This is a genomic window from Gordonia sp. X0973 (assembly GCF_013348785.1).
In the GTDB taxonomy this organism is placed as follows: Bacteria; Actinomycetota; Actinomycetes; order Mycobacteriales; family Mycobacteriaceae; genus Gordonia.
The window spans coordinates 303550-316220 of the sequence record NZ_CP054691.1; the positions used below are offsets into that span (position 1 = coordinate 303550).

Consider the following 12671-nt stretch of genomic DNA (forward strand, 5'->3'; position numbering starts at 1 on the left):
GTGCGCGCTGCATGATTCCAAAGGTACCTGCAGGGCCGTTCAAAAGACAATGCCGTATCCCGCGGATTCCGACGACGAGGGGCGCCGCCCGTCGCCGGGCGGCGCCCCTAACCGGTGGTGCGGCCTAGGTGGTGCGGGGCATGGCCCGTGCGATGACGATGCCCACGGCGAGCAGGCCGACCATGATCGCCAGTGCGGCACCGTAGCCGGCGTGCAGTCCGCTGCTCGCCCCGAGCGTGCTGTAGACGGTGCCGATGATCCCGGCGCCCACCGCGATCGACGTCGCCTGCACGGTGTTGAACACCCCGGAGGCCGCGCCGGCGAGTTGGACCGGGACGTCATTGAGGACGAGCAGTCCCGCGGATCCGACGATCGCGCCGAAGCCGAGTCCGGCGACGATCAGCGCCACCGTTAGCCAGACGGCGGGATGGGCCGACGATACGGCAGTCCACATCAGGACGATCCCGGCGATGAGTACGGTCGCGCCGATCTGCAGGACCCGTCGGCCCAAGCGGGGGGCGAGAACCGCGGCGGCCAATCCGGCGCTGACCGGGACGGCCAGCGAGAACGGGATCCACATCAGCCCGGTGTGCAGGACCGACCATCCCAGTGCCAGTTGGACGTGCAACGACTGGACCAAGAAGAAGCCGCCGGTCGGGATGCTCAGCGCGGCGAATGTGGCGACGCCGGTGGTGAAGGAGCGGGTCGAGAAGAGGGCTGGCGGCACCATCGGTTCGATTCCGGAGCGCGCCGCAGCGACCTGCTGGCGGGCGAAGGCGACGAGTCCCACGAGGCCGAGCGTGATCAGCAGGAACCCCCACGTCGGCCACCCGTTCTCCGGGCCCAGGGTGATCGGCAGCATGATCGAGCCCAACGATCCGCCGAGCAACGTCGCCGAGCCGAGCGAGATGGGCGCGGGGTTTTCACTGCGGCTCTCCGGGATGAACAGCAGGGCGCAGATGACCGCGATTGCCGCGAGTGGAACGTTGATCAGGAACACCGGGCGCCAGGACAGTCCGAACCAGTCGCCGCTGGTGATGACCGCGCCGAGGACGGGGCCGGTGACGGCGGCGAGGCCGATGACGGAGGTGAACATCCCCATCGCCCGGCCGCGCTCGGCGGGGGCGTAGAGCACCTGGATGCTGGTCAGCACCTGCGGGACCATCAAGGCGGCGGCTGCGCCCTGGATCAGTCGGAATGCGACGAGTTCACCCGGGCCGCCGGCCAGCCCGCAGGCCAGCGACGCCGTGCCGAAGGCGATCAGACCGAGGACGAACAGACGGCGGCGGCCGAACCGGTCGCCCAGCCGCGCGCCGAGGATCAGGCCGGCGGCGTACGCCAGCGGGTACCCGGCGACGACCCACTGCAGCGAGGCGGCGCTCATTCCCAAGTCGCGGCGCATGGTTTCCAACGCGACGTTGACCACGGTCCCGTCCATGAGCTCCATGAAGGAGGCGGCGAGCAGGCACAGGAGAGCGATGGACCGTGCGCGGCCCGCGCCGCGCGGCGGCGCGTCGTTGGTTGAGGTGGTTGTCAGGGTCATGGGAGGGCTCCTCTCAAGGTGGGTAGCCCTGACGCTAGAAGCGCTTCCGGACGGATTTTGTCCGCAATGAAAATGGTATATGCGGACAGTATTTGTCCTCTATATGAGTCACCATAGATCCATGGCAGATCCGACCACCCGAACCCTCAAACTGCTGGCGCTGCTGCAGGCACACCGGCTCTGGGGTGCGGCCGAACTGGCCGACCGCCTGTCGACCACCGAGCGCACAGTGCGTCGTGACGTCGATCGGCTCCGTGAACTCGGCTACCCGGTGCAGGCGATTCGGGGCAACGGAGGCGGCTACCAACTGGCCGCCGGCGCTTCGATGCCACCCCTGGTCGTCGACGAGGAGGAGGCGGTGGCGATTGTCGCGGCCTTGCGGGGCGCGGCCTCGGGGTCGGCGGCGGGCCTGGCCGAGGCGTCGGTGCGCGCGCTGGCGAAGGTCACCCAGGTGCTTCCGCCGAAACTGCGACGTCGGGCTGATGCGCTAGCCGCGATGAGCGTTGCCGAAAGCGGGTATGCGGCACCCCAGTTGGAAGCGGAGTGGTTGACGACGGTGGCGCTGGCCTGTCGCGACACCGTCGAGTTGACGTTCGACTATGAGCCGCGCGCCGGTCGGGCGGCGGGTGGCCGGCGGGTCGAGCCGCTCCGGCTGGTGCCCGTGGCGCGGCGGTGGTACCTGCTGGCCTACGACCTCGATCGCGGCGACTGGCGCACCTTCCGCGTGGACCGGTTGAGCAATCCGAAACCTGGCAGGCGGGTGTTCCGGCCCCGAGCGGTGCCCGGCGGCGACCCGGCCGCGTACGTCCGCGAGAGCCTGCGGGCCGCACACGAGTCCCACGAGGTGCGTGTCCTGGTCCACGCCCCGCCGGAACGGGTGCGGGAATCTATCGGCCGGTGGGCGCAGGTCGAGCCGACCCCGGACGGCGCACTGGTTACGATGCGCGTGGAAGACGTCCGGTGGGTCGCGCTGGCCGTCGGCGGGCTCGATGCCGACTACGAGTTCGTCGCGATCCCGCCCGATCTGCTGCGTTCCATCCGGGGCCGCAACGCGCGCGAGGCCCGAGCGCTCTACCTCGCCGAGTAGTCGCGGTTCGGTGTGCAGCGCAGGACCAGGGCGTCGTTGCGCGCGGTCACCCCGTCGGGTCCGATCTGTTCGATCAGCGCGGCCCGCAGCGTTGCCGCTTCGTCGGGCGGGAGGATGATCAGCCGCGAATAGGTGAACAGTTGGCCCACGTATTCGTCGGTGGTGTACTCGACCGTCTCGGGGAACTCGTGTCGTCAGATCGCGAAACCCGCGTCGACGATCTGGTCCCGGATGCGCTCGGCCCCGGCGACCATGTCGGTGCGGTTGCCCGGGAAGACGGTCGAGTTGATCGCGGTGAGTGCCTCGGTGGTCGGTCGGATGGGCTTCACCCGGTTCCAAGTGAGGATGAGCGCACCGCCCGGAGCGAGGATGGTGCGCACCTTGGGTAGTGCCCGCTGCGGATCGACCCAGTGGAAGGACTGGCCGAAGGTCACCAGATCGAACCGTCGTCCCGCGTCCTCCCACTCCTCGAATGTCGATTCCTCGACGGTGATGCCGTGGTCGCGCGCGACTCGGGCCATCCGCGGATCGGGTTCGACGGCGAGCACGTCGGCACCGGCCTCGGCGAGTTGCCGCGCCAGGATGCCGGTCCCGGAGCCGACGTCGAGCACCCGGATTCCGGGTGCGGCGGCGAGATAGCCGACCAGTTCCGACGGGTAGCGCGGCCGCAGCGCGTCGTAGGCGAGAGCGCGGGAGCCGAAGGAGTCGGCGCGTTGACGATCGAGGTGGCTGGGGAGTTCTGCGGTCATGATTCGAGCATGCTGTCGTCGGCGCGGGCTGTCGACACGATTTGGCGGCCGGGGCCCCGGCGAACCGGGACGAGTCGGGCATCCGACGTGTGAGATTGCCCTTCTCAGTCTGGTCTGCGGCTGCTCTCAGTGAACTATGAGAATTCCGGACGACTGTGACGGCGCAGGCATGTTGACCGGTTTGACACGCCTCGACGCCCTACCGTCGAAAGGACAATCAATGAAGAACTCGTTCGGACGCATTCTCGCCACCACCGCCGCCGGTGTCGGCGCCGCGTCGATCCTCGCCGCCGGCGTGGCCAACGCGGCCCCGATCCCCGCCCACGGTCCCGCCGCCAAGCCGGTCCCGAAGTCGACGATGGTCCCCGAGACCAGCTGCACCCTGGGTCAGGTCGAGAAGGCGCTGGCCAAGGAGGACCCGGCCACCTGGAGCAAGATCAACAAGACCCCCGAGCGCCGCGCCCACTTCGAGTCGATGGTCGTGCTCACCAAGGAGCAGCGCAAGGCCAAGATGAAGGAATGGAAGCGCGCGCACCCGACCGAGACCGCGGTGATCACCTTCCTGAAGGACAACAACATCTCCTTCCACTCCCCGCAGGAGCGGGCGCAGATGAAGGCCAAGCGCAAGGCCACCGTGGAGCGCGTCAAGGCCACCTGCGGCAAGTTCTGATCAGTATCTGATCCAGCCCGTTCGACGATGCCGTCCCGGTTTCCGGGGCGGCATCGTCTGTTTGACTCCCGCTCCTCGGTGACGGCTGCCTTGCCCGCTCTATCTGCGGACATGCATAATTGCATGCTAACATGCGAGTATGCCTAAGACAGTGCAGATTCGCGATATCGACGACGAGGTGTATGCCGCGCTGGCGCGCCGGGCGTCCGGCGACGGACTTTCGGTACCGGAACTGCTGCGCCGGGAGGCGACGCGTCTTGCGTCTCGCCCGACCGTTGGGGAATGGCTACGGGCGACGGCTCGCCGTCCGTCGCAGATCGCGTCCGACGACGTGCTGGCAGACCTCGACGAGTGGCGTGGCGAGTGGCCAAGTGCTCGTCGTTGACGCGTCGTGCCTTTTCGAGGTCGTTGCGGATACACCGCGTAGCGGCGTCATCGCGCAGCGGCTCCTAGCGGACACCGACCAGGTCGCGCCGGAGGTGATCGACGTCGAGGTTCTGGGCGTGATTCGGAGCCAGCACCTGAAGGGGCATCTCGACGGTACTGCTGCCGATCAGGCGGTTGAAGATCTGCGGCGTTGGCCCGGGGAGCGCTACGCGCATCGTTGGATGCTTGAACGAGTCTGGGAGTTGCGCGATTCCGTGCGCGGCTGGGACGCGTTCTACGTCACCTTGGCGGAGGCGATGGAAGCCACGCTCATCACGCTCGACACCAGACTCGCCCGGGCGCATGGGCCGCGCTGCCGGATCGAAGTCATCGAGGGCTGACATCTCGGGGGGTAACAATCAGTATGGATCACAATGAGATGATGGCTAGAGACCTCCATGCGGTCGGTATCCCGGAAGACCGACTGTGGGAACTCGTCAACGCGCCGCATGGGTACCGGGAGCAGGTGCCCGTAATGGTGGATTGGCTTCAGCATCTTGACGAGCGAGTCCCTGAAGGTCCCGCGCGCGAAGCGGTTCGCGAGGGTTGTCTGCGCGTTCTGTCGACGAGTTTGTCGAAGGGTAACCGGGAGGCCTTCGAGATCGTCGCGCATCAATTCGCGATTGAACCTCGCCTGGCCAGAAAGGTGTTGTTCCCTGCGGGGATCGCTCTGGTCTGCATTGCCGAGCGAAAGGACTTTCCGAGGATCGTCGAGATCCTGGATGCGAGTCCGGACGGTGTTGGTTGTAGTGAGTTGGTGCGGTTCCTGGGTCGCTACAAGACGGCAGAGGGGCGAGAAGCGGCGATTGCCCAGTTGGCAAAGCCGGAGGTTCGGATGGATGCGATCCGGGCTTTGCGACAGCAGCGCGCGCCGGGGGTGCGTGATTTGGTCGCGCAGTACCTCGACGACCCGAACCTGACGACGCGGCAACAGGCCGCGCGGGCACTCGAAGTGTTGCCGGAGTAGCGATCGGCCAGGCGTCAGTCGGTAGTCGGGCGAGCAACCGATGTCCAGACCCGTGTCTCACCGGAACTGGCTGTTGGGCGACCCACTTCCAGCGTCTCTTGAGTGAGTACGTAGGGAAAGGTCACAGACAGGGCCGTGCCATCTTCGTGTTCCAAGGCGATGTCGATGCCGTCGCTGTCGAGCGTGGGCAGCCGAACGTTGACTGCCTCGCCGTAGGCGCGGACGGAGTCTCTGATGCTGCGGATGCCGTCAAGGTTCGCTTGGGAGACGCTGGAAGGCGTGTTCGGTGCGTCGCTCAAGATATTGGGTGCGATCACCTCGATGTCTCCGGCTTTGCTTACCGCCATTGCGACGGGAAGGAACTCGTGGCTTTCGGCGAGAAGAGAAGTTGCCAGATCGACCAGTCGCCCGGCCAGGGCATCGAGGTCGTCCTGCGTCAACTGGGACGTGTGGTCTCGCCATCGCGTCATTCGCCCGCTGACCTTTCGTTGCGTGAACCGAACCGTCCAATCTACGCTACACCGATAGACTACTCGACGAAAGGCGTCCGAATGGCTGACGAACAAGTGCGGGTTGCACCGGCGGAACTTGTCAGGGCTGCTGCCACAGCTTCGGATTCCTATGAATCCTTGAGTAAGAGGCTGCAAATGTTGCAGTCAAAACTTGAGGAACTCAAGAATTCGTGGACTGGAGTGGCCGCCAGTTCGTTTCTAGATGTGTGGGCTGAGATCGAGAGCGATAGCAGAGATATGCTGCGAGATGTCAAGCATATCGCGAACAGTCTCGATGCCACCGCTGATACTTACGTCAGCCAGGAAGAAGTTACGGCCAAGAATATTCAAACATCGTCGCTCAACCTTAGAGACTAAGAATCGTGCGCCGAACGGTAGACGAGGCCTTTCTTCTCGAGTGTGCCCATGAGATTCAGGCATACAACAATCAAGTATCCGCCGAGCTTGAAAAAGTGCACCATGAGCTGGCTGCTCTACACGATCGGTGGGAGGGTGCCGCGGTCGACGCATTTCTTCAATGTGTTTCCGAATGGAAGAAATGGTCAGAGGAAATGTCTGTAGATATATCAATAGTGGCGCACAATGCACAGACCACCTACGGCAACTATATCGATAACGCACGTGTGAATACAGAGATGTGGGGTGGATAGGCATGACGGATGTCGATCCGGACCTATTTTATGATGTGGCCCGTGTCTATCGCGAGAATTCCGAAGAGATGGCATCGGCGATCTGGTCGGCCTCTATCGGACGGTCCAAAGATGGCTCGGGCGATGACCGAATCGGGTCGGATTGGGGAAAGGAATTTGACTCCGGCGCGGATGAGCTCGGTCAGATTGCCTTTCGGACCTCGAATGTGATCATGAATCTTGGCGGCCTGCTTCGTCAAAATGGTATCAACCATGACACGACGGAGAGCGCTTCGGACCTTAACCAGCGTGACAGTCATGGGGCGCCAGTGGTTCCGCCGGGAGAGGCATCCGGGACATTCATGAATTCGGGAATCCAGTTCGGAAGCGTTTCGGGAGGGTCCAAGCCGATTCCGGAATATTGGACGATGGTCAGCTTCCGGTTTGATGGTGATTGGCCCAACGGCAACGGCGATACGCTGACCGAAGTGGCAGATCGGCTGAAGGCGCTCGGAAACAAGGTTGTCGAACTCAACGATCAGCCGAGTGGCGAGGAATTCAACCTGCTGGATGGTATCGAAGCGGCAGAACTTGAAACGGTTACGGCGAGACTGGGTGAGGCGAGAAACTGCAGTACAAGCGTTGCGGCGGTGTGTGGAGATCTGGGTCGAGCAGCGTCTGACCACGGGACATACCTGAAACAAACTCAAACAACGATCACCGCGATCCTCGACCATCTCGGGCCGATCGTGCTCATAAACATGTCGTTGCCCGAGCCGGCCACAGAAAGTGGGATGGCTGTCGCCGAGGCGTTTATGGAGGAGGCAGGGAGGGAGATTGATCAGCTTCTAAAGAATCTGAAGACGTCCGCGGATGAGACGAAGGCGTATATCGACGCCGCGAAGGCAGAGGCGAACGAAGCTCTTGTGGCCGTCAAGAAACTACTGGATCTTGTCCCGAGAAACGTAGCACCGACGGCAGCTTCTCGAGTCAACGACAACCGGCGGAAGGGAAGTCGAGCAGAGCGAATCGCGGGTATTGATCAGACCAAGAAGACTAATATTAAAGTTTCGTACGAAGATGGCGAAGATAAGCTGGGAGCGCGGACGGTTGTACGTATTCCGGATGAACTCGACGAAGGTCCCAGGAAGCAGCTTCGTGAAGTAAAGAATGTAAAGGTTCTGCACGCAACCCAGCAGCTTCGGGACATGCTCAAGTACGCAAAGGAGCGCGGCCTAACAATGGTCATTGTTGTCGATAGGGGGAGAACCAAGGTTGGTGGCGAGATGCAGAAATTGATTGATCAAAATGAAGGAACCCTATCCATCGATGATACGATGAACTTATCATAAGTGGGATTGTTATGAATCACTATGAAATGATGGCTAGAGACCTTCATGCGGTCGGTATTCCAGAGAGCGACGTGTGGGAGCTCGTCAACGCGCCGCATGGGTACAGGGAGCAGGTGCCTGTGATGGTGGATTGGCTTGAACATCTAGACGAACGCGTACCGGCCGGTGATGAGCGGGAGAGTATGCGACAGGGGTGCTTACGTGTTCTGTCGACGAGTTTGTCGAAGGGTAACCGGGAGGCCTTCGAGATCGTCGCGCACCAGTTCGAGATCGAACCGCGCTTGTCGGAATATGTATTGTTCCCTGCGGGGATCGCTCTGGTCTGCATTGCCGAGCGAAAGGACTTTCCGAGGATCGTCGAGATCCTGGATGCGAGTCCGGACGGTGTTGGTTGTAGTGAGTTGGTGCGGTTCCTGGGCCGATACAAGACGGCAGAGGGGCGAGAAGCGGCGATTGCCCAGTTGGCGAAACCCGAGGTTCGGATGGATGCGATCCGGGCTTTGCGACAGCAGCGCGCGCCGGGGGTGCGTGATTTGGTCGCGCAGTACCTCGACGACCCGAACCTGACGACGCGGCAACAGGCCGCGCGGGCACTCGAAGTATTGCCGGAGTAGCGGTCGGCGAACTCAGGCCTCGCTTGCCGAGTTCTGTTCGCGCGGAAGCACGACGACCGTGACGACGGCCATGACCAGCAGGATCACCGCGGCCGTTCCGAGCGCCACGTGCATGCCGGTGACGTATGCGGACTTCGCGGCCTCGAGGAATCCGGTGTCGGCGCCGGCGGTGGCGACCGCATCGGTGAGCGTTCCGCGGAACGCGTGGCCGTTGTCGCGCAGCGTCCGCTCGAAGACGACGGCGGCCAGCGAGCCGAGCAGCGCCAGGCCGAGCGCCTGGCTCAGTTCGAAGCTGGTCTCCGAGATGCCCGTCGCCTCGCCGGCGCGTTCGGGCGGAACGGAACCGACGGCGACGTCGGAGACGAGGCTGAAGGCCGTGCCGTAGCCGATACCCGCGATCGCGGTGCCGATCAGGAAGGCCCACAGGCCGTGATGCACGCCGGTCCACTGCAGCAGGATCATCCCGGCCGCGCAGACGAGCAGCGCTCCGGTGAACGCCCGGCGGATCCCGACGCGCGCGACGATGCGCGCGGAGCCGAGCGAGAACGCACACACCGTGGCGGCCATCGGGATGCCCAGGAGTGCCGCACCCAGCGGGTCCCGGCCGGTGACCGATTGCAGATACTCGTTGACCAGGTAGGTCGTCGCGGCGAGTGACATCATCGCGGCCAACGTCGTGCAGATGGCGACCGCGAATCGGGGATTGCGCAGCAGACCGAGGTCGACGAGGGGATGCTCGGCGCGTCGGCAGTGTGCCACGAAGCCGACGAGGAGTGCGACGCCGAGGATGCCGACGCCGATCGTCGTCGAGTCGACGCCACCCAGCGCCAGGTGTTTGATCGCGTAGACCGCGACGAAGATCCCGCCCACCGACAGCGCGACGCCGAGGAAATCGAAGGGTGCGGAATCCGTCGCGGGCGAACGGGAGTCGGCCGGCAGCAGCCAGTACGTGAACCACAGGATCGCGACGACCGGCACGTTGATGAGGAAGACCGAGCCCCACCAGAAGTGGTGCAGGAGGAGTCCGCCGACGATCGGGCCGATCGCGGCGCCCCCGGCGAAGGCCGACGTCCAGATGCCGATGGCGCGCGACCGCTCGTTCTCGTCGGGAAACATCGTGGAGATGATGGCCAGGCTCGACGGGAGCAGCGTCGCCCCACCGACACCCATCAGGGCGCGCGCTCCGATGAGCATCGCCGGAGCTGCGGCGAAGGCGGCCAGGGCCGAGCCGATGCCGAAGACAGTCGCGCCGGTGAGCAGGAGCCGACGTCGGCCGATCCGGTCGCCGAGGCTGCCCATCGTGATAAGGATTCCGGCGATGACGAAGCTGTAGGAGTCGAGGATCCACAGGGCCGCCGTCGGCGACGGGTCGAGGTCCTTGGCCAACTGCGGCATCGCCAGGAAGAGCACCGAGACATCCATCGACACCAGCAACACGGGCAGTAGGAGGACGCCGAGGCCCCACCATCGTCGATTGGTGCTCACATAGCGTGAGGGTAGACCGTCAGCATGTGCGCGCCGAACCAGGAGCTCAGGGCTATCGCACACGTGAGTGCGGTGACTCGGACCGCGGTGGTCTGCCTGGCCAACAGATTGGCGACCGGGATCAGGAGGACGAAGGCGGGCAGCAGCAGGCGGGCACGGCTCATCATCAGCCCGCTCGAGGCCACGATAGACACGGTGACCAGGGTGCCGTAGAGCAGCAGGGGCCACGGGGTGCGGGCGGCTACGTTGACACCGATCAGTATCACCGTCGCGAGGATGACCAGCGCGGTCGCGACCGGGGCGACCTCGCCGGAGTTGACCAGGGTGTAGTTGACGAATTTTGCGGTGGCGCGCCCCCAGTCGAATTCGGTGCCCCAGCCCGCGGTCTGGATATCGAACCAGCCGCTCGGCGTCCCGGTGTGATGCCACACGACGCCCAGATAGCCCAGGTAGCCGAGCGGGGCGAGCACGATGGCGACCCACGCCCGCCAGCCGCCGCGGGGGATGCCGTCGTCGCCGGTCTTGCCCCTGGGGTAGCCCAGGGCGGCCAGCAAAGCGGTGAGCATGACCACGCCGATGATGACGATCCCGGTCGGCCGGATGGTCCCGGCCAGCATCGCGGTGATCCCGGCCAGCAGCCAGCGCCGTTCCAGCACGCCGACCAGCGCCCACGCGACCAGCGCGCAGAACAACGCCTCGGTGTAGGCCATCGACAGCACGATGCCCATCGGGGCCGCCGCGAACAGGATCATCAGGGTCAACCCGGTGGTACGGGCCTGCTCGTCGTCGGCCTGCCACATGCGCGCCGCGCACCAGCGCCCGAGTCGGGCGACGGCGACGGCGGCGAATCCCCCGGCAACCGCCGAGACGATGATCGCCGCCGCGTAGGTGTTGACCCCGGGCAGCTTCGCGACCGCGCCGACCAGGTACGGGTAGCCGGGGAAGAACGCGAAGGCCGTGTCCGGGGTGTGGATCCCGTTGGCATCGGTCTGGGTGACCGGGACGTCGTGGTAGCCGTACCGCGCGATCGCGAGCATCCACTTGCCGTCCCACGCCTGCAGCGCCGAGGTCAGCGAGGTGCCGCGCAGGTCGGCGAACCGGGCGAGAACGGCGACTCCGGCGAGTCGTACCGCGAAGTAGCCCAGGATCGGGATCACCCAGTCGTCGACCATGTCGCGACGCTGGACCGCCCGGGACCCGGGCGTCGCGCGATCAGGCGCGTCGTCGACTGTCGGCGATGAGGTCACGACGAGGATCGTAGTGGCGACGATGCGCATGCGGAGGCCCAACGTCTACCCCGGTAGACTTGGACGCTGGCAAGGACCGGCGAACACGCTGGTGAAGACCCAGTGAAGAGAGGCGAACCCCGGTGGCGCTCGTAGTGCAGAAGTATGGCGGTTCCTCGGTCGCGTCGGCCGAGCGGATTCGCCGTGTCGCCGAGCGCATCGTGGACACCCGTCGACGGGGCGACGACGTGGTCGTCGTGGTGTCGGCGATGGGGGACACCACCGACGAGCTGCTTGATCTGGCCGAACAGGTCAACCCGGCTCCGCCGCCGCGCGAGATGGACATGTTGCTCACCTCCGGTGAGCGGATCTCCAACGCGCTGGTGGCGATGGCCATCGCCTCGCTCGGCGCCGAGGCGCAGTCGTTCACCGGCTCGCAGGCCGGCGTCATCACGACCAGCAGCCACGGCAAGGCGAAGATCATCGACGTCACGCCCGGCCGCGTCCGCGACGCCCTCGACGACGGCAAGGTCGTCCTCGTCGCCGGTTTCCAGGGCGTCGCCCAGGACACCAAGGACGTGACCACGCTGGGCCGCGGCGGATCGGATACGACGGCCGTGGCGCTCGCCGCCGCGCTGAACGCCGACGTCTGCGAGATCTACACCGACGTCGACGGCATCTACACCGCCGACCCGCGCATCGTCCCCAACGCCCGTCACCTGGACACCGTCTCTTTCGAGGAGATGCTGGAGATGGCCGCCGCCGGTGCCAAAGTTCTGATGCTGCGCTGCGTGGAATACGCGCGGCGCTACAACGTTCCCGTTCATGTGCGCTCGTCGTACTCGAACAAGCCCGGCACGATCGTCGCCGGATCGATGGAGGACATCCCCGTGGAAGAAGCGATTCTCACCGGCGTCGCGCATGACCGCAGCGAGGCCAAGGTCACCGTCGTCGGACTCGACGACACCCCCGGCTCGGCGGCCAAGGTCTTCCGGGCCGTCGCCGACGCCGAGATCGACATCGACATGGTGTTGCAGAACATCTCGAAGGTGGAGACCGGCAAGACCGACATCACTTTCACGCTGTCGCGCGAACTCGGCCCGATCGCGGTGGAGAAGCTGAACGCGCTGCGCGAGGAGATCGGGTTCACCGACGTCCTCTACGACGACCACATCGGCAAGGTGTCGCTCGTCGGCGCGGGTATGCGCTCGCACCCCGGCGTCACCGCCACGTTCTGCGAGGCGCTGGCGAAGGCCGACATCAACATCGAGCTGATCTCCACGTCGGAGATCCGCATCTCGGTGCTGTGCCGCGACACCGACCTCGACGAGGCGGTCCGCGTCCTGCACGAGGCGTTCGACCTCGGCAGCGACGAAGAGGCCGTGGTCTACGCCGGGACGGGGCGGTAGCC

The 12671-nt window shown here is 65.1% G+C and carries 16 protein-coding genes; 10 read left to right on the forward strand and 6 right to left on the reverse strand.

The features are described from left to right. Positions 1–124: 124 nt before the first annotated feature. On the reverse strand, positions 125–1543 hold the full coding sequence (locus HUN08_RS01445) for an MFS transporter (RefSeq protein WP_124245896.1): 1419 nt from the start codon (positions 1541–1543) through the stop codon (positions 125–127). 121 nt (positions 1544–1664) lie between these two features. Here HUN08_RS01445 and HUN08_RS01450 point away from each other — a divergent pair, with 121 nt between their 5' ends. After that, a complete protein-coding gene (locus HUN08_RS01450; RefSeq protein ID WP_124245895.1) occupies positions 1665–2630 on the forward strand; it encodes a YafY family protein in 966 nt (321 codons plus the stop codon). Here the strand turns inward: HUN08_RS01450 and HUN08_RS01455 are convergent. Beyond that, complete coding sequence (locus HUN08_RS01455) at positions 2615–2779, reverse strand: hypothetical protein (RefSeq protein ID WP_165353364.1); 165 nt, start codon at positions 2777–2779, stop codon at positions 2615–2617. The two genes, HUN08_RS01450 and HUN08_RS01455, sit on opposite strands and share 16 nt — an antisense overlap. 45 nt (positions 2780–2824) lie before the next feature. Beyond that, positions 2825–3379, reverse strand: coding sequence for a bifunctional 2-polyprenyl-6-hydroxyphenol methylase/3-demethylubiquinol 3-O-methyltransferase UbiG (locus tag HUN08_RS01460; RefSeq protein WP_124245894.1), 555 nt, complete (start codon positions 3377–3379; stop codon positions 2825–2827). Between the two features lie 220 nt (positions 3380–3599). Between HUN08_RS01460 and HUN08_RS01465 the strand changes: the two genes are divergently transcribed. From HUN08_RS01465 to HUN08_RS01480, 4 genes are all read left to right on the forward strand, one after another. Beyond that, complete coding sequence (locus tag HUN08_RS01465) at positions 3600–4049, forward strand: hemophore-related protein (RefSeq protein ID WP_124245893.1); 450 nt, start codon at positions 3600–3602, stop codon at positions 4047–4049. A gap of 139 nt (positions 4050–4188) precedes the next feature. Beyond that, positions 4189–4434, forward strand: coding sequence for a hypothetical protein (locus HUN08_RS01470; RefSeq protein ID WP_124245892.1), 246 nt, complete (start codon positions 4189–4191; stop codon positions 4432–4434). Then, positions 4421–4816, forward strand: coding sequence for a type II toxin-antitoxin system VapC family toxin (locus HUN08_RS01475; RefSeq protein WP_124245891.1), 396 nt, complete (start codon positions 4421–4423; stop codon positions 4814–4816). Before HUN08_RS01470 ends, HUN08_RS01475 begins: the two co-directional genes overlap by 14 nt. Before the next feature lie 23 nt (positions 4817–4839). Further along, positions 4840–5442 carry a HEAT repeat domain-containing protein gene (locus tag HUN08_RS01480; protein WP_124245890.1) on the forward strand — a complete coding sequence of 201 codons (603 nt, stop codon included), beginning with the start codon at positions 4840–4842 and terminating at the stop codon, positions 5440–5442. A gap of 14 nt (positions 5443–5456) precedes the next feature. On the opposite strand, the gene HUN08_RS01485 is transcribed toward HUN08_RS01480, so the two are convergent. Beyond that, positions 5457–5882, reverse strand: coding sequence for a hypothetical protein (locus tag HUN08_RS01485; RefSeq protein ID WP_124245889.1), 426 nt, complete (start codon positions 5880–5882; stop codon positions 5457–5459). Between the two features lie 111 nt (positions 5883–5993). Here HUN08_RS01485 and HUN08_RS01490 point away from each other — a divergent pair, with 111 nt between their 5' ends. From HUN08_RS01490 to HUN08_RS01505, 4 genes are read left to right on the forward strand one after another with little or no spacing between them, the layout of a single operon-like run. Then, entirely contained in the window at positions 5994–6311 is a 318-nt protein-coding gene (locus tag HUN08_RS01490) for a WXG100 family type VII secretion target (protein WP_124245888.1), read from the forward strand. A 5-nt stretch (positions 6312–6316) separates the two neighbouring features. Then, positions 6317–6604, forward strand: coding sequence for a WXG100 family type VII secretion target (locus HUN08_RS01495; protein WP_165353363.1), 288 nt, complete (start codon positions 6317–6319; stop codon positions 6602–6604). Positions 6605–6606: 2 nt separating this feature from the next. Next, positions 6607–7935, forward strand: coding sequence for a putative toxin (locus tag HUN08_RS01500; protein ID WP_124245886.1), 1329 nt, complete (start codon positions 6607–6609; stop codon positions 7933–7935). A gap of 11 nt (positions 7936–7946) precedes the next feature. Beyond that, on the forward strand, positions 7947–8549 hold the full coding sequence (locus HUN08_RS01505) for a HEAT repeat domain-containing protein (RefSeq protein WP_124245885.1): 603 nt from the start codon (positions 7947–7949) through the stop codon (positions 8547–8549). Between the two features lie 12 nt (positions 8550–8561). On the opposite strand, the gene HUN08_RS01510 is transcribed toward HUN08_RS01505, so the two are convergent. Both HUN08_RS01510 and HUN08_RS01515 read right to left on the reverse strand, forming a co-directional pair. Beyond that, complete coding sequence (locus HUN08_RS01510) at positions 8562–10034, reverse strand: MFS transporter (protein WP_301546836.1); 1473 nt, start codon at positions 10032–10034, stop codon at positions 8562–8564. Next, positions 10031–11206, reverse strand: a complete 1176-nt coding sequence (locus tag HUN08_RS01515; RefSeq protein WP_124246231.1) for a hypothetical protein — start codon at positions 11204–11206, stop codon at positions 10031–10033. The genes HUN08_RS01510 and HUN08_RS01515 overlap by 4 nt, the downstream gene beginning before the upstream one ends. A gap of 197 nt (positions 11207–11403) precedes the next feature. Between HUN08_RS01515 and HUN08_RS01520 the strand changes: the two genes are divergently transcribed. Next, positions 11404–12669: an aspartate kinase gene (locus HUN08_RS01520; RefSeq protein ID WP_124245884.1), complete on the forward strand. Its 1266-nt coding sequence runs from the start codon at positions 11404–11406 to the stop codon at positions 12667–12669. Positions 12670–12671: the final 2 nt, after the last annotated feature.

Coding starts and splice junctions, on each gene's coding strand:
- HUN08_RS01445 (WP_124245896.1), bottom strand. CDS start 1,543: ATGACCCTGACAACCACCTCAACCAACGACGCGCCGCCGCGCGGCGCG.
- HUN08_RS01450 (WP_124245895.1), top strand. CDS start 1,665: ATGGCAGATCCGACCACCCGAACCCTCAAACTGCTGGCGCTGCTGCAG.
- HUN08_RS01460 (WP_124245894.1), bottom strand. CDS start 3,379: ATGACCGCAGAACTCCCCAGCCACCTCGATCGTCAACGCGCCGACTCC.
- HUN08_RS01465 (WP_124245893.1), top strand. CDS start 3,600: ATGAAGAACTCGTTCGGACGCATTCTCGCCACCACCGCCGCCGGTGTC.
- HUN08_RS01470 (WP_124245892.1), top strand. CDS start 4,189: ATGCCTAAGACAGTGCAGATTCGCGATATCGACGACGAGGTGTATGCC.
- HUN08_RS01480 (WP_124245890.1), top strand. CDS start 4,840: ATGGATCACAATGAGATGATGGCTAGAGACCTCCATGCGGTCGGTATC.
- HUN08_RS01490 (WP_124245888.1), top strand. CDS start 5,994: ATGGCTGACGAACAAGTGCGGGTTGCACCGGCGGAACTTGTCAGGGCT.
- HUN08_RS01500 (WP_124245886.1), top strand. CDS start 6,607: ATGACGGATGTCGATCCGGACCTATTTTATGATGTGGCCCGTGTCTAT.
- HUN08_RS01505 (WP_124245885.1), top strand. CDS start 7,947: ATGAATCACTATGAAATGATGGCTAGAGACCTTCATGCGGTCGGTATT.
- HUN08_RS01515 (WP_124246231.1), bottom strand. CDS start 11,206: ATGGTCGACGACTGGGTGATCCCGATCCTGGGCTACTTCGCGGTACGA.